14 protein-coding genes are annotated in these 16,106 nt (G+C 74.0%); 1 reads left to right on the top strand and 13 read right to left on the bottom strand.

Going from position 1 to position 16,106, the window contains the following annotated elements:
* Positions 1–198 precede the first annotated feature (198 nt).
* Positions 199–2,358 (top strand): RecQ family ATP-dependent DNA helicase, encoded by a 2,160-nt coding sequence (locus ACIRNI_RS26595; protein WP_403555029.1) that lies wholly within the window; start codon positions 199–201, stop codon positions 2,356–2,358.
* Positions 2,359–2,399: 41 nt separating this feature from the next.
* Here the strand turns inward: ACIRNI_RS26595 and ACIRNI_RS26590 are convergent, their stop codons facing one another.
* The 13 genes from ACIRNI_RS26590 to ACIRNI_RS26530 form a co-directional block, all read right to left on the bottom strand.
* Positions 2,400–3,008 (bottom strand): DNA-binding response regulator, encoded by a 609-nt coding sequence (locus ACIRNI_RS26590; protein ID WP_403555027.1) that lies wholly within the window; start codon positions 3,006–3,008, stop codon positions 2,400–2,402.
* 93 nt (positions 3,009–3,101) lie between these two features.
* Entirely contained in the window at positions 3,102–4,337 is a 1,236-nt protein-coding gene (locus ACIRNI_RS26585) for a sensor histidine kinase (protein WP_403555025.1), read from the bottom strand.
* Between the two features lie 82 nt (positions 4,338–4,419).
* Positions 4,420–6,780 (bottom strand): TOMM precursor leader peptide-binding protein, encoded by a 2,361-nt coding sequence (locus tag ACIRNI_RS26580; RefSeq protein WP_403555024.1) that lies wholly within the window; start codon positions 6,778–6,780, stop codon positions 4,420–4,422.
* A complete protein-coding gene (locus ACIRNI_RS26575; RefSeq protein WP_403555022.1) occupies positions 6,777–6,971 on the bottom strand; it encodes a hypothetical protein in 195 nt (64 codons plus the stop codon). The genes ACIRNI_RS26580 and ACIRNI_RS26575 overlap by 4 nt, the downstream gene beginning before the upstream one ends.
* Positions 6,972–7,110: 139 nt before the next feature.
* Entirely contained in the window at positions 7,111–8,349 is a 1,239-nt protein-coding gene (locus ACIRNI_RS26570; protein ID WP_403555020.1) for a cytochrome P450, read from the bottom strand.
* Positions 8,350–8,416: 67 nt separating this feature from the next.
* Positions 8,417–9,379, bottom strand: coding sequence for a carboxymuconolactone decarboxylase family protein (locus ACIRNI_RS26565; protein WP_403555018.1), 963 nt, complete (start codon positions 9,377–9,379; stop codon positions 8,417–8,419).
* Positions 9,380–9,458: 79 nt separating this feature from the next.
* Entirely contained in the window at positions 9,459–10,298 is an 840-nt protein-coding gene (locus ACIRNI_RS26560; RefSeq protein ID WP_403555016.1) for a methyltransferase domain-containing protein, read from the bottom strand.
* Complete coding sequence (locus ACIRNI_RS26555; protein ID WP_403555014.1) at positions 10,292–11,086, bottom strand: alpha/beta fold hydrolase; 795 nt, start codon at positions 11,084–11,086, stop codon at positions 10,292–10,294. The genes ACIRNI_RS26560 and ACIRNI_RS26555 overlap by 7 nt, the downstream gene beginning before the upstream one ends.
* Positions 11,083–11,793: a LysR substrate-binding domain-containing protein gene (locus ACIRNI_RS26550; protein WP_403555012.1), complete on the bottom strand. Its 711-nt coding sequence runs from the start codon at positions 11,791–11,793 to the stop codon at positions 11,083–11,085. Before ACIRNI_RS26550 ends, ACIRNI_RS26555 begins: the two co-directional genes overlap by 4 nt.
* A gap of 1 nt (position 11,794) precedes the next feature.
* The gene (locus tag ACIRNI_RS26545) at positions 11,795–12,523 is read right to left on the bottom strand and encodes a DUF6182 family protein (protein WP_403555010.1); all 729 of its coding nucleotides are present in this window, start codon (positions 12,521–12,523) and stop codon (positions 11,795–11,797) included.
* A 17-nt stretch (positions 12,524–12,540) separates the two neighbouring features.
* Positions 12,541–13,716, bottom strand: a complete 1,176-nt coding sequence (locus ACIRNI_RS26540) for a hypothetical protein (RefSeq protein ID WP_403555008.1) — start codon at positions 13,714–13,716, stop codon at positions 12,541–12,543.
* Positions 13,713–15,185: an FAD-dependent oxidoreductase gene (locus ACIRNI_RS26535; RefSeq protein ID WP_403555006.1), complete on the bottom strand. Its 1,473-nt coding sequence runs from the start codon at positions 15,183–15,185 to the stop codon at positions 13,713–13,715. Before ACIRNI_RS26535 ends, ACIRNI_RS26540 begins: the two co-directional genes overlap by 4 nt.
* A 2-nt stretch (positions 15,186–15,187) precedes the next feature.
* Positions 15,188–16,102 carry a class I SAM-dependent methyltransferase gene (locus ACIRNI_RS26530; RefSeq protein WP_403555005.1) on the bottom strand — a complete coding sequence of 305 codons (915 nt, stop codon included), beginning with the start codon at positions 16,100–16,102 and terminating at the stop codon, positions 15,188–15,190.
* Between the last annotated feature and the right edge of the window lie 4 nt (positions 16,103–16,106).

Below are 16,106 nucleotides of genomic sequence, written 5' to 3'. Positions count from 1 at the left end.
TGAGGACGCCGCCTGGTATGGGCGGGTATGATACTCATATCCTGCCCAGTTGATCCCCCGATGACGCGTCAGTTACGCCCGCACCAGCCAGGACCAGCGGAAACGCCTCATCCGCCTCCCGTCCGGCGCCCGACCGTCACACACCCGTCACGCTGAGTGAAGTGGCCGAGGGGTGTCCGTATCGGGTTGCATGGAGGCATGGACACCCTGGAGCTCCGCGCCGAAGCCGATGCCATCCTCGCCGAGCTGGTCGGCGCCCCGGAGGGGTCGGCGAAGCTCCGGGAGGACCAGTGGCAGGCCGTGGCGGCCCTGGTGCGGGAGCGCCGGCGTGCGCTGGTGGTGCAGCGCACCGGCTGGGGCAAGTCGGCGGTGTACTTCGTGGCCACCGCGCTGCTGCGCCGACGCGGCTCCGGCCCGACGGTGATCGTCTCGCCGCTGCTGGCGCTGATGCGCAACCAGGTCGAGTCGGCGGCGCGGGCCGGTATCCGGGCCCGCACGATCAACTCGGCCAACCCGGAGGAGTGGGGTGCCATCTACGAGGAGGTCGAACGCGGCGAGACCGACGTCCTCCTCGTCAGCCCCGAGCGCCTCAACTCCGTGGACTTCCGCGAGCAGGTGCTGCCCAAGCTCGCGGCCTCCACCGGTCTGCTCGTCGTCGACGAGGCGCACTGCATCTCCGACTGGGGCCACGACTTCCGGCCCGACTACCGCAGGCTGCGGGCCATGCTCGCCGACCTCGCCCCCGGGGTGCCGGTGCTCGCCACCACCGCGACCGCGAACGCCCGCGTGACGGCCGACGTGGCCGAGCAGCTGGGCACCGGCGCGGGAGAGGCCCTCGTGCTGCGCGGCTCCCTGGAGCGGGAAAGCCTGCGGCTGGGGGTCGTCCAGCTGCCCGACGCCGCGCACCGCCTGGCCTGGCTCGCCGAGCACCTGGACGAGCTGCCGGGCTCCGGGATCATCTACACCCTGACCGTCGCGGCGGCCGAGGAGGCCACCGCCTTCCTGCGCCAGCGCGGCTTCCCGGTGGCCCCCTACACGGGACGCACGGAGAACGCCGACCGGCTGCAGGCCGAGTCGGACCTCCTGGCGAACCGGGTCAAGGCGCTCGTGGCGACGTCCGCGCTCGGCATGGGCTTCGACAAGCCGGACCTCGGCTTCGTCGTCCACCTCGGGGCGCCGTCCTCGCCGATCGCGTACTACCAGCAGGTCGGCCGGGCCGGGCGAGGCGTGGAACACGCCGATGTGCTGATGCTGCCGGGCAAGGAGGACCAGGCCATCTGGCGCTACTTCGCCGATACGGCCTTCCCGCCCGAGGCGCAGGTCCGCCAGACCCTCGCCGCCCTCGCCGAGGCGGGACGGCCGCTGTCCGTGCCGGCCCTGGAGGCGGTGGTGGACCTGCGGCGCACCCGGCTGGAGACGATGCTCAAGGTCCTCGACGTGGACGGGGCCGTCAAGCGGGTCAAGGGGGGCTGGGAGTCCACCGGACGGCCCTGGACGTACGACACGGAGCGGTACGCGTGGGTGGCGCGGCAGCGGGCGGCCGAGCAGCAGGCCATGCGCGACTACGTGAGCACCTCCGCGTGCCGGATGGAGTTCCTGCGCCGGCAGCTGGACGACGAGGACGCGGCTTCGTGCGGCCGCTGCGACAACTGCGCGGGCCCCTGGCTCGACTCCGCCGTCTCGGCGGAGGCGCTGACCGGGGCGGCGAAGGAGCTGGACCGCCCGGGCGTGGAGGTCGAGCCGCGCCGGATGTGGCCGACGGGGATGCCCGCCCTGGGCATCGACCTCAAGGGGCGTATCCCGGCCGGCGAGCAGTGCTCCACCGGGCGCGCCCTGGGGCGGCTGTCGGACATCGGCTGGGGCAACCGGCTGCGCCCGCTGCTCGCCGAGAACGCGCCCGACGGGCCGGTCCCCGACGACGTCCTGCGGGCCGCCGTGGCCGTCCTCGCCGACTGGGCGCGCTCGCCGGGCGGCTGGGCGCCGAACGTCCCGGACGCCACCTCCCGGCCGGTGGGGATCGTGTCCGTACCGTCCCTCACCCGGCCGCGGCTGGTCGGCTCGCTCGCCGAGGGGATCGCGGCCATCGGCCGCCTCCCGTACCTCGGTTCCCTGACGTACACCGGGCCGGACGGCGCGCACGCGGCGCGCCGCAGCAACTCCGCCCAACGCCTGCGGGCGCTGTCCGGCGCCTTCACGGTCTCGGAGGAGCTGGCCGACGCCCTGCGGCGCGCTCCGGGGCCCGTCGTGCTCGTCGACGACTACACCGACTCCGGCTGGACCCTCGCCGTCGCCGCCCGCCTCCTGCGCCGGGCGGGCTGTGAGCGGGTCCTCCCGCTGGTCCTCGCCGCGGCGGGCTGAGCGGGGCCCGCGGACACCACCTGGACAGACCTGGAGCAGGCCTAGAGCAGCCAGCCCGCCTCGCGGGCGATGCGGATGGCGTCGACGCGGTTGCGGGCTTTCAGCTTCATCACGACGGTCGTCAGGTAGTTCCGTACGGTCCCGGTGGACAGGTGGAGCTGCCCGGCGATCTCGGCGGCCTCCGAGCCCTGGGCGGCGATGCGCAGCACCTCGGTCTCGCGGTCGGTCAGGGGGTTGTCGAGGCCGTTCCACGCGGCGACGGCCAGTTTGGGGTCGATGACCCGCTGGCCGGCCACCACGCGGCGGATGGCGCTGGCCAGTTCCTTCGGGGAGTCGTCCTTGAGGAGGTAGCCCGAGACCTGGGCGGCCAGGGCGCGGCGCAGGGTGCCGGGGCGGCCGAGGCTGGTGAGCATCAGCGTCCGGCACTCCGGGAGGTGCTCGTGGATCTGTGTGGCGGCGCTGAGCCCGTCCAGCCCGGGGAGGTCTATGTCGATGACCGCGATGTCCGGCCGGACGTCGAGGGCGGCGGCCAGGATCTCGTCGCCGCGCCGCAGTTCGCTGACGACCTCCAGGTCGTCCTCCAGGTCGAGCAGGGCGACGAGCGCCCCGCGCACCATGTTCATGTCTTCGGCCAACAGGATCCTGATCACCGTGGTGCCCCCCGTCCACGCGGGTCGATCTCGTGCCCGCGAATATACCAACCCGGTCCGAACCGGGCTCGAAAAACCTGACGGACCGTCAGCTCATACGGCGAGCCAGGCGCGTTCACCCTCCGCCGCCTCGTCGAGATCCGGGTCGACCTCCCCGTCGGCGGGAACCAGCGCCACCAGCCGGAACACCTGGCCGGGCTCCCGCTCGACCCTCAGCTCGCCACCCACCGCCCGGAGGCGCAGGCCCAGGTTCCCCAGGCCGCTGCCGCTGTGCGGCGAGCTGTCGCGGTAGCCCTCGGTGACGCCGTCGTTGGCGACCGACAGGGTGACCAGGCCGTCCTCCTCGACGGCGGTGATCTCGCAGCGCGCGGCCCGGCTGTGGCGCAGCACGTTGGTGACGGCCTCCCGCAACACCGTGGCCAGCACCGTGGCCACGGGAGGACTGACCTGTGCCATGCGGATGTCGGTCACCGCCTCGATCTTGGCGGCGCTCAAAACCGACCGAGCCGAAACGATCTCCTCGTCGAGCGACATGTGCCAGTACCCGCTGGCCACCCGCCGTACGTCGGCCAGCGACTGCCGGGAGATGGTCAGCACGTCGTGGATCTCCTTCTTGGCCTTGTCGGGATGGTCCGGGAGGAGACGGCAGATGAGCTCGCCCTTCAGCGCGATCGCGGACAGGCTGTACCCCAGGAGGTCGTGCAGGTCGCGGGCGAAACGCAGGCGCTCGCGGGTGACGGCGGCACGGGTGAGCTCGTCCCGGCTCTCGTGCAGGACGCGGACCAGCTCCGACAGCCGGGTCAGCCCGAAGGTGACGAGCCCGGTCAGCAGGGTGGTCTGGGCAAGGTAGACGCTGTCGACCACCGGCCGCCCCTCCAGGAGCGGGGGCACCAGCATGCTGACGCCCACGCACCCGTACAGGGTCCAGCCGAGGCGCGCGGGCAGGAGCAGCAGCAGGGAACCCGCGAGGAATCCCGCCATCGCGCCCCACTGCGACTTCAGGGCGACGAGCGGCAGGTAGGTGAAGGCCGCCTGGATGCCGAGGGTCAGCGTCCTGCGGGCGGCGGGGGCGCGTCTGGAGCCCGGGCGGCAGTGCAGGAGCTGGAGCGTGAAGACCGCGCCCAGGCAGGTCAGGGCGGCTGCCAGGGCGGGGCCTTCGACTCCGGCGCTGAGGATGTTCAGGGTGGTGATACCGACGTAGCAGAGGATCGCGACGATCACGATGACCCGGGCCATCCGGGGCGCCGGTAAGTCCCGGCTCCGTCGCAGGATCCCCTCGACCCGGACCGCCTCCGACGCTGCGGTCGAGGGCTCGAGGCGGCCCGCCATGTCAATCCCCCCTTGAAGTCACGGTGTTGCGACCGCCTTCGAGCATAGGCGAGGAACCTGGGGGGCGCTCAGATTCGATCGTTCATACGAACAGGGGGATGGGATTGAGCTGCTCGTAGGGCGTGGGCTCGGGCAGTCGGCCCAGCTCCACGGGCACGTCGAACAGCCGGCCCGGCGCGAACCTCGGCCAGAAGTGACGCAGCCCCGGTACGACGACCTTCACCACCGGAAGCCCCAGATCCGGCCGGGTCTGATCGAGGACCAGAAGGTCCATCCCCTTCCGCCGGACCAGCTCCGTGATCAGATGGACGTCGTCGAGCAGGTCCTCGTTGCGGACCGACGGCCAGTGGTCCGGCCGCCGGGCCGCCACCGCCGGATCGGCCGCCAGATACGGCTGGTTGGCGAGGGTCGCCTGCCGCCACCAGGACAGCGGCTCCGCGTCGGTGATCCGGTACCCCGTGCCGTCCGGCCGTACGTCGCAGACCGCGGGCAGCAGCTGCCCCATCTCCGACAGCGCCCGGCGCAGCGCCACCCGGGGGTCGAAGTGCGCGCCGAAACCGAAGATCACGTCCTGGCCGGGCTTGTCGGTACGCCGGGACAGCGCCGCGATCACCGGGATCCCCAGGTCGGAGGTGAGGTCGAGCGCCCACACCTCCCGGTGCACCCGGCGCAGCCCGTGCCGGAACCGGTCGGTCCACTCGTCGTCGAAGGCCGCCAGGTCCACCCCGGGCTGACGGGTGCGGTTGTACCACCACAGGGCGACCGCGTCCCGCTCCACCAGCTCCAGGAAGCCCTGCACCAGCGCGTCCTCGGGACTGCTGCCCGCCGCGCTGCCGTTGGAGTCGGCCCACAGGTCGTCCGGGACCGGACCCGCGGGCAGGCCCGGGGCCGCCGGCCGGACCTCGCCCCGGGCGAAGTACAGCAGGGAGGTGGGAAGGAACCGCCGGCCGTTCCCGGTGAGCGACCACACCGGGGTCCAGTCGACGGGACGCGTCTCGTCGAACGGCGCGGAGACGTAGTGGAACCGGGAGTGCCGCGCGTTCCAGCGCTCCCGCTCCGCGTACTGGCGGTTGCTGTAGAGCCGGCAGGCGTGGGGGTGCACGGCCTGCTCGCCCAGGCCGCGCAGGGAGTCCCGCACGGTCGGCTCGTCGCCGTGCCGCGTACCGCTGTACCGCTCGACCGCCTCGCACAGCGCGCTGGTGCGCGCTTCCTCGTCGGTGCTCCCCTTGCCGCCGCTGAGCGCCCGCAGTCCGGAGCTGAGGCCGGCGAAGGACGCCGACTCCATCGCCAGGTTGTGCCCCGACGTGTAGGCGTCGACGAAGTCGGGGGCGCCGGAGGCCTTCCGGATCTCCTTGACCACCCCGGTCACCGGGCTCACGAGGTGCCCGTACGTCCGCAGCACCTGCGCCGGGGTCAGGGCGCGGTCCCCGCCCCCGGTCGCCGCGGTCTTGGGCCGCGGCACGGGGACGAAGGGGGCCCGGCCCCGGCGGGCCACCAGACCGGGGTCCCCGCAGGTAGCGCACTGTGGGAGGCGGCTCACCGGGTGGCTGGTGAGGCGCAGGCGCAGCGTGTCGAAGGTGTGGACGTGCCCCTGCGCGGGTTCGCGCAGCCCGGCCAGCCACTTCGCGGTCTCCAGGACCGCGAGGTTGACCGCGAGCGCCGTCCCGGCCGCCAGCCCGGCGGGCGGCCGCGGCACCGGACCGTCCAGGCCGAGCGCGCGCCGGACCGGCACCTCGGAGTGGCGGTGGCCGCGCAGCCGTACGGCCAGGCAGTGCCAGCACGGGCCGGAGCCCGGCTGGAAGAACGGGCCCACCCAGGGGTCCGTCCCGCACAGCCTGACCGGCAGCCACGGCCGACCGGCGGCGCGGTGGCCGGCGTCCACGGAGGCCAGGCCCGGCGCGAGGTAGTCGTCGCACAGGACGAGGACCAGGCCGGCGCCGAGGGGGTCCTCGGTGACCGTGACGCCGGACGCCCGGCAGGCTTCGGCCACCGGCGCCGGGTCCAGGCCGGGAAGGGCCTCGATCGCGACGGACCCCCGGGCCAGCTCGGCGGCGGCCAGGCCACCGTCCAGCCCGGCCAGGTCCCAGTACGCCTCGGCCTCGGCGCCGCGGGGCGCCGGCTCCGCCTCGGCCACTCCCGTGGCCGCCGGGGCGGTGAAGCGGAGCAACCCGGCGTCGGCCAGGGCGCCGAGGGCCGCCTCGGTGTCCCGGACGCCCAGGATCCGCGCCGCCTCCCGCCGGACCGCCCCGACGGTGCGGGTGCCGTCGAGCAGCGGTACGAGGATCTCGGCCTCGCGTCCGTTCAGGGCGGTCACCCCGCGCCGGGACACCAGGTAGGCGGCGTCGCCGGGGACGACCGTGGGGCGCAGGTGGGCGCGGAAGCCCACCAGGAGGTCACCGGCCGCGCCCGGCGCCGGCGGCCGCTCACGTTCGGCAGTGCTCACGCCTCCAGCCGTTCGACGGGCGGGGTCGCCGAGGCCGTGACCCGCGTCGCGCTGCAGACCGTGAACAGGACGTACGAGGTGTCGGGCAGGGCATCGAGGTGTTCGATCACCAGCCCCGGCTTCGCGGAGCGGGCAGGGGCGGGAGTGGATCCGGTGGAACCGATACGCGCACTGGCGGACATGCTGTTCATGGCGGTGAGCGTTCCCTCTGTCGTCGTGGGTCGGACTCGGTCCATTCCGGTCGGACTCGGTCCGTTCCGTTCACCGACGATTCTGCGAGGATCCGCGGGCCGCTGACAGTGCCACGGTCACCAGCCGGAGGTGAAGATTTCACATGCGCCGGCGGGCGCCGGGAAGCCAGCGGACGGGCAGGCGCCGAGGGCCCCGGATGAGGAGGCCCGCGCGCCAGGGCAGGGACGCGGGCTCGGCGTTCAGGGACAGCGTGGGACAGCGCTCCAGCAGCGCGCCGACGGCCGTGCGGGCCTGGAGCCGGGCCAGCGGGGCTCCCAGGCAGTAGTGGATGCCGTGACCGAAGGCGAGGTGGCCGCCCGCCGCGCGACGGATGTCGAAGCGGTCCGGGTCGGGGAAGCGCGCGGGGTCCCGGTCGGCGTCGGCGAGCGCGACGAGGACCAGTTCACCGCCTGCGGGTATCAACACGCCGCCGATCTCGAGGGGTTCGGTGGTGAAGCGGTAGGTGGTGGTCTCGACCGGTCCCTCGTAACGCAGCGTCTCCTCTATGGCGTTGTCCATGAGCGAGGGGTCCGCGCGCAGCGCGGCGAGCTGATCGGGGTGGCGCAGCAGCGAGAGGACGCCCATGGAGACGAGGTTGACGGTGGTCTCGAAGCCGGTGACGAGCAGCAGCCAGGCCATGCCGATGAGTTCGTCGGGCGAGAGGCGGCCGCCGTCCTCGTCGGTGGTGCGGATCAAGGCGCTCATCAGGTCGTCGCCGGGGCGGCCGCGCATCTCGTCCACCATGCCGACCAGGTAGCGCGTCATCGCGGCCGTGGCGGCCGTCCTGGTGGCGCGGTTCGGGCTGCTCAGCGCCTGTTCGGCCCAGACGCGGAAGGCGGCGCGGTCCAGGGAGGGCACGCCCAGCAGTTCGCAGATGACGCCCATGGCGAGGGGGAAGGAGAGGGCCTCGACGAGGTCGGCCTCCCCGGTCGGCCGCGCGAGCATGGCGTCGAGGAGCTCGCCGGTCAGGGCCCGTACTCTCGGGGCGAGCGTCTCGACGCGGCGGGGCGTGAACTCCTTCGCCACGAGCCGCCGCAGCCGGGTGTGGTCCGGCGGGTTCGCACTCAGCAGGTTCTCGCCCGCGGAGAGCCTGGCCAGCGGCAGCTCGGGTGAGGCGTCCTTCCAGGACTTGGACAGGGTGGGGTCGGTGAGCGCGGACCGGCACGCCTCGTAGCCGACGACGAGCCAGGCCTCCGCGCCCTCGGGCACGCGGACGCGGTGCACCGGGCCCCGGGCGCGGAGTCCGGCGTACACCGGATGGGGATTCCTGAGGAACTCCTCGCCGAGCGCCCCGAAGTCCGCCGTGATGGCCGCCGTGATGTCCGTTTCCGTTCCCATGGTGACTGGTTTCCCTTCGGTGATGACTGGTTGGCTCACGGACGGACGGCGGGGCGCGCGCTCGTCCTTACAGCGCCGACGTGTTGCGCTTCTCGAACACCTCCCTGGCGACCGTGATGGCGTTCAGCGCCCGCGGGAATCCGGAGTACGGCACCACGTGGATCAGCGCCTCCACGACCTGCGCGGGACTCAGGCCGACGTTCAGCGCGGCGCCGATGTGCACGCGCAGCTGGGGAGCGGTGTCACCGAAGGCCGTCAGGGCGGCGACGGTGACCAGTTGCCGCCGCCTCGCCGACAGCCACGGCCGGTAGTAGACGTCGCCGAACGTGAACTCGACGATGAACCGGCCCAGGTCCGGAGCGATGTCCTTGAGGGACTCGACGACCTCCAGGCCGTGGCGGCCGTCGATCTCCACGAGCTTGTCGGCTCCGCGCCGGTAGCGGTTGCGCGGGTCGTTCATGACCGGCGGTTCGAAGGTGACGCCCCGGTCGGCGAAGACCGTCCTGGCGACGCCGATCGCGTTGAGCGCGCGGGGGAACCCCATGAAGGGGACGATGTGGATCAGGGCCTCGATGATCTCGGCGGGACGCACGCCGACGTGCAGCGCCGCGTCGATGTGGAAGTTCAGCTGGGGGGCGGTGTCCCCCTGGGCGGCCAGCGCTCCGACCGTCACCAGCTCCCGCTCGCGCAGGTCGAGTCCCGGCCGGGCGTAGATGTCGCCGTAGGCGAACTCGACGACGAAGCGGCCGAGGTCCGGGGCGATGTCCTTCAGCGACTCGACGACGGCCGCGCCGCGCTCACCCGACGTCTCCCGCAGGACGGCCAGGCCGCGCTCGTAGCGGGAGTTCGCGGCGGCCGCGGCGGCGGACGAGCCCGCGGTGGCGGCGGACGCGGTGGACGAGGCCCCGCCGGACGCGGCCGCCGCCGGTGTCGAGGTGAGCAAGCCCTCGGCGAGACCGATCCCGACGAGGGCGCCGCCGGTGAGCGTGGCGCGGCGCGACATTCCGGCCTGCCCGCGTGATGCGTTCATCGTTTTCTCCATTCATCGCTTCTGATACGTGCGGTTACGTGCGGTACTAGTGGTCCTGATAAGGCCGTGCGCAGGCTGCTCAGGCTGTTCCGACCGCGACGGCATTGCCCTCGCTGATGTATCCGTCCGGAGTGCGCAGCGGGCCGGCCGGATCGTCGGGGTCGAGGAAGGGGGCCCAGTTCCCCGGCATGCCCTCACGCATCGCCTGCCGGGCGAAGCGCGCGCACGCGTTCCCGTAGAACCGGAGGGCGGCGGGGGCCAGGGGGGCGTGGTGCTCCATGAGGATCGTGCGCTGCCGTACCGACGTCAGACCGGCCGCGCGCAACCAGCGGTACAGGTCACGGCCGCGGAGCAGTTGGCGGGCGTACCCCGGGAACCGGGCGGACGTACGGAAGAAGTCCGTGATCAGGAAGGGGTCGGCCGGGCGGACGGTGCTCAGGGAACCGTCCACGTCCTTGACGGCGACGAGCCCTCCGGGCTTGGTCACCCGGCGCAGCTCCGCCAAGGCGCGCGCCAGTTCCCCGTCGTCGAGGTACTGCGTCGTGTTCGCGCACCAGACGGCGTCGAACGTGTCGTCCGCGTACGGCAGGTCGAGGACGCTGCCCTGCCGCACCTCCAGCCGCGCGTGCGCGGGGTGGTCCCGCATGCGCGCGGCGGCGCGTTCCGCGCTCTCCCGGGCGAGGTCGAGGGCCGAGACCCTGCCCTCCGCCCCGACGAGATCCGCGATCAGGGGCAGGAACGCACCGCTGCCGCAACCCGCGTCCAGCACATGCCAGCCGGGCCGGAGACCGACGCCGTCCAGGGCGTCCCGGTAGTACGCGGCACAGGCGTCGAAGTGCGGGTCCACGATCTCCTCGTGGGTGAACGCCAGGCCGGTGGACGTCGTGTACCCCCATGCCGCGTGGTCCGCCGTCAGCATGCCCCGGCCCCCGCCGTCTCCGCCCGGGCGAGCAGGCCCGTCAGGATCTCCAGGGTGGCTTCCGGCGCCTCCAGGGGAGCGAGGTGGCCGACCCCGGGGAGGGTGACGAGCCGGCCGTGCGGCAGCGCCGCGGCCGTCCGGCGCGCCTCGTCGACGGAGACGAGTTCGTCCTCGGCGCCGATGACGATCGCGGCGGGCACGTCGGCCGCGTCCAGGGCGGCCGTGGCATCCGTACGGGCCGCGATGGCCCGCTGCGCCCAGGCGACGGCCTGCGGCCGGGCCGCCGCCGCCAGATCGGTCACCCGCGCCAGCAGCCCGGGCCGCGCGGCACGCGTGGTGGCGCCCAGCAGGGACGGTGTGGTCCCGGCCAGGAGCGGGCCGCGTGCGGCGTCGTCGAGGATCAGGTCGGCGAAGCGGCGGCGCTGCGCGGCCGTCTCCGCGGTGTCGGCCGTGGCCCGGGCGGCCAGCAGCGCAAGCGCGCGGACGCGGTGCGGATGGCGGCGCAGGAAGGCCATCGCCACGTAACCGCCCATGGAGCAGCCGACGAAGGCGGCGGCGCCGATGTCCCGCCGGTCCAGTTCCCGGGCCAGGTCGTCGGCGACGAGGTCGAGCGACGGCGGCTGGTCCGTCAGGGGCGAGGCGCCGAAACCGCGCTGGTCGGGGGCGAGCACGCGGTGGCCGCGGGCGCGCAGCTCCCGGGCCGTCCTGCCCCACATGGACGAGTCGAGGGGCAGGGCGTGGAGCAGGACGACCGGGAGCGCCGCGCCGGGTCGCGTGGCGCCGCTCACCGCTCCACCGCCTGGTGCGCGCCCTGGGTCGCCGCCTGGTTCGCTGCCAGGTGCGCCGTCTGTCCTGCCGTTTGATCCGTCGGCTGTCCCGCCGCCCGCTCCGCGTCGGCGACGAACCGCCGTACGTGTTCGGGTGGTCCGTCGCCGCCCCGCAGCCACGCGAACGCCACGGGTGAAGGCGGCAGGTCGTGCACCGGGACGACCGCGATGTCCGGCGGGACGACCGCTTCCAGGGACTGGAACGACACATGGACCGCGGAGGTGCTCCGGAGCAGGTCCGCCAGCGCGGTGAGCGTCGTCATGGAGTGAACGCGGCGGATGGTGCGGCCCTGAGGTGTCCGCGGCGGCACCACCAGGTCCCAGACGTGGGGCGGGAAGTCACCGGGGCACGCGAAACCCTCGTACGCCGCGACCTCCTCGATCGACACGGTGTCCCGGCCGGCCAGGGGGTGATGGGCTCCCACGAGGACGGCACGCCCGTCGAAACCGACGGGTGCGCTGAGGGTGATGTCGGGCTCCAGCGGGTCGTACTTGACGATCATGATGTCCATGCGTCCGGCCCGCAGCGGGTCGAAGGGCGCGGCCACCTCGTACGGGACGTACTCCACCGGCGTGTGCGCGTGGCCGGCGGCGGCCACGATGCGGGACGCCGGACGGGCGGAGCCGTGCACGCCGAGGCGAAGGGGCGGAGGGAGCAGAGAGGGCATGTCAGTTCTCCGTGGTCAGTCCGGCGTATGCCTGGAGCTCGTCCGGGCGGTGGACATCGGTGTCGACGCGCAACATGGCGAGCTGCGCGCCCACGCCGGCGAGGCGCGGCACGAACCGCAGCGTCAGGCGGTCGTCGGGCCCGATCAGCCCGTCCAGGACGGCCTCGGCGAGAAGGTGGTTGACGTGCACGAGCGCGTCGGTGACGGTCACCTTGGCGGTGGCGACGTACAGATCGCGGTGGACCGGGGGACGGGACGTCGGACGGCCGGGCACGCTCACGGTGACCGGCGGCCGGGCGGTCAGCTCGTGCGCCGACTCGAAGGCCTTGAGCAGGCGGCGCAGCGTGGCCGTCGCGGCGCCGGGCGCCGGTCCCGCCCAGGCCACCGAGTCGTCCCCGGCGATGTGGTCGAAGGCGAACCTCTCGCGGAGGTTGGACGGGTTGCCGGCCAGGTAGACGGTACGGGTGAAGGAGCGCCGCCACGCCTCCCGCGCCTCGGGCGCCAGGGCGAGGGCGAAGGCGCAGGTCTCCCGCACCCACCGGGGCAGGTCGAGCCGGCCGACGACGACCACGGCCAGCGTCTCGTCGCTCCCGGCGGCGCCGCGTGCGTGGAATCCGTCCCGGACGGCCCGCAAGGCCTGGGTACTGGACAGGTCGAGACGGTCCGCCAGCTCCGGGCGGGCGGACCGTACGCGGTCCACGGCCGACTTGAGCAGGGTCACGGAGGTCATGGGGTGGAGGGAGCCGGTCACAGGAACACCGCCGAGAGGAGTGCGGGATCGGGTGCCGGCCGGCCCTTGCCCAGGAGCGAGCAGGCCAGCCGGTAGGGGTCGACGTAGGTGTGGCCGCGTCGATGCCGGTCCAGCGCGTCGAACAGATCGCCCGTCCCGGTCGCGCCCGCGCTGCTCGCGTCCGTTCCGGTCGCGCGCGTCGCTCCGGAGCGGTTCAGGAGCCGGGCGGCCACGGTGAGGCAGTGCCGCAGCAGGTCGTGGCGGAAGGACTGGGACTGCCCCGGGCCGAGGGTCGCGATGAAGTACAGGCGCATACCGAGGCGGAGCGCGCCGAGGTCATCTCCCGGGTCGACGCCGGCGTCGGCCGAGGCCCGCAGCAGCGCGCCCGCCGTGTGGCCGTGCCAGCCGCCGTGCCGCGCCGAGGTGATCCTGCCGTCGATCGGGACCCGGCCGATCGGCACCCGGCGCACCGTCGGGCCGAGCCTGCTCAGCACGCGGTTCAACAGCTGGTAGTCGGCGTCGAGTTCGCGGTCGTACAGCAGGACCACCTCGTCGTACCAGGGGACGAGCGGCAGCAGTTCGCGCAGCGCGCAGGCGAGGTAGTTGGGGCGGCCGTCGGCCGTGACGATCCGGCGCAGAGGCATCCCGTACCGGGTGAGGTCGAGGTAGACGGGGCCTCCGCAGACCCGCTGGTCGAGGACCAGGCCCACGGCGTCGAGCCGCTCGATCATCTCCTCCAGCCCGAGGCCGGGCGGCTGGTGCTCCCGGAGGCCGGGGTCGTGCATCCCGAGCCGCTCGTAGTGCCCGGCCCAGAGCCGCAGCATCCGTTCGCTCGCGGGGTGGACCCAGCCGCTGTGCTCGACGGCGTCCCGGTAGGGCCGCAGGACGTCGGCGCTCTGGTGGGGCGCCTCGGAGCGGTAGCGGACGTAGAGGTCGCCGATGTCCTCCTCGGAGAGCTGGGTGTAGTCGGCCTCGCCGTGGGTGCGGTCGAGGTACTCCCAGAACCCGACCGTCTGCTCGGTGACGTGGTAGGTGGTGTGGCTGTAGCGGTAGGTCACCTCCGCGAGCGGCGCCGTGGCCCGGAACATCACGTCGGTCCACAGCAGCCCCTTGAGGTGGCTGGGGGTCAGCGGCTTGGTGGGGGTGACCGTGACCGGCGCCAGCAGGACGTTCTTGCGAGGCGGCACCGTCATGCTCCTTCCCGGGCGGCGATGGCGTGCCGGAGTTCGGCGTGGGTCGGCGGCGGGGGACCGTACGGCGCGGGTGGCGGGGAGGAGGTGCCGGCCGCGGCCCGCACGCGGGCCAGGAACCGCTCGTCGGAGAAGACCTCCGCGGGGGTGCGCAGGCTCGTCTGGATGCGGGTCATGCCCCGCCACACGGTGCCGTCGCCGGCCGCCGCCGCCACCGCGGCCGCCCAGAGGTGCCCGGGTACGGGCGTGGCGGGCCGGCCGGGTGCGGGGTCCGCGGGCGCTCCCGTCTCGGCCCGCCACCGCTGGACGCGCGACCAGGAGTCGTGCACGCCCTGGTCGTACCAGGGGCGCAGCAGCCTGTCGGCGAGGTCCGCGGCGGCCAGGCTCAACCGGTCGTCGGCCGCGGGGTGTTCGTCCAGCAGGTCCGCGAGCAGGAAGGCGTGGGCGAGAGCCAGGGACATGCCGCGGCCGAACATCGGGTCGGTGACGCAGGCGGCGTCCCCCGCCTGGAGGAGCCCGGCCACCGGGCTGCGCCGCTCGGTCGCCGTGCCGCGCAGGATGTTCGGCGGCATGCCGATGGCCCGTACCGGCCCCAGCGGCCGCGCCACGTCCTCGTCGACCCAGGCGGCGAGGAACGGCGAGAGGCGGCAGGCCGCGGTGAAGGCCCCGGGCGTGCGCAGCGCCGTCAGCGCGCGGTCGCCGGGCAGCGTGCCGAGGGTGATGGCGAAGACGTCGTTGTCCGCCGGGTGCAGGACGGCGGAGTAGTGGCCCCAGATGCCGCCGGCCGCGTTGCCCCGGTTGAGCGGGCCGGGCGGCGGGCCGCCGGGGTCCCGCAGCCGGTAGAAGCGGCCGAAGGCGTGCAGCCGGCTGGGCCCGGTCAGGTCGTCCGGTATCGGGACGCCGGCGGCGCCGAGCCACGACCGGGAGGCGGACCTGCGGCCGGACGCGTCCACCACCACGTCGGCCGGTACCGTCCGGCCGCCGTCGGTCACGACGCCCGTCACCCGGTTCCCCGTCGGCCCCGACGGATCCAGCAACAGCCCGTCCGCCGTGGTGCGGTGACTGAGCGTCACGCCGGGCAGGGCCTGAACGGCCCGGTGCAGCACCAGGTCGAGGACGGGACGGCGGACGACCAGCGTGACCAGCTCGTCGTCCCCCGGCTCCGGGCCGGCGGTGCCCGCGGGGGGTGCCGCGGTGGTGAGGTCGAGGAGCCGGGCCCCCGCCGCCAGCGCCGCGTCGAGGACGTCCGGCGCGTAGCGGCGCAGCATCCGTACGCCGAGTGCGTTCAGGATGTGGTCGTGGGCGGCCTGGGGTACCGCGGGCCGCCGCCACAGCTCGGCGCTCTCGACGACGGGCCCGTCCGGCGGCGGGTCGCTCTTCTCCAGGACCCGCACCCGGTGGCCGCGCCCGCCGAGCGCGAGGGCCATGGCGAGGCCGGCGATGCCGCCGCCCGCGATCACGATGGACGCCATGGTCAGCGACGCCTGCCGTGCACGAAGAACACCCGCCGTACCTCCGTCACCCCGCGCGGCGGCACCGGGTCGGGCCACCGCCCGTAGTCGGCTTCGGGCTCGCCCGGCTGGACGGCGCGGACGTCGAACCCGTACCGCTGGAACAGGGCCTCCGGCTCGTCGGTGCCGAACACCCAGGGGCAGCCCCAGCCCGCGAAGACGTCCAGCAGCCCCCGCATGTGCGGCAGGCGCAGGGCGGCCGCGTTGACGATGTCCGCGGCGATCCGGCTGCCGGGCGCGGAGATCGCGGCGACCCGCTCCAGCATCCGGTGGGCGTCGGCCTCGGGGATGTAGTAGAGCAGCCCCTCCAGCAGCCACGTCGAGGGGACGGCGGGGTCGTAGCCGGACGCGACGAGCCGGTCCTCCCAGTCGGGGGAGGTGAGGTCGACGGCGACCGTACGGTGGTCGACCCGGGGCTCGACGCCCCGGAGCCGCTCGGCCTTGAAGTCGAGCACCGCCTGCCGGTCGACCTCGAAATAGCGTATGTGCGCGGGCCACGGGAGCCGGTACGCACGCGAGTCCATGCCCGCCGGGGCCAGCACGATCTGGGTGGTCTCCGGTTCCCGGGCCGCCCGCTGCAGTAAGTCGTCGAAGAACCGCGTACGGATGGCGTTGTAGTCCGGAGTGCTGGGCAGGGTCCGCGGCCGGTCCGGCGGGAAGGTGGCGGCCCGGATCTCGGCGAGCAGCTCCGGGCCCGCGTCTCCGACGAGTCCGGCGGCGTAGGGGTCCTCGTACAGCCGGTCCTCGCGGCGGGTCTCGGCGGCCCGCAGCGCTGCGGTGAGCAGGGCGGTCCGCTCGACGGGGTCGAGCGCGGGATCGAGCACGGGGTGGGGCGCGGGATCGAGCACGGGGTTGAGGACGGGGTGGGGCGCGGGCATGACG

This window comes from Streptomyces sp. NPDC093546 (assembly GCF_044765045.1).
GTDB lineage: Bacteria > Actinomycetota > Actinomycetes > Streptomycetales > Streptomycetaceae > Streptomyces.
Note: the sequence above shows the minus strand (reverse complement) of the source record. Positions and strands in the feature narration are given on the sequence as shown.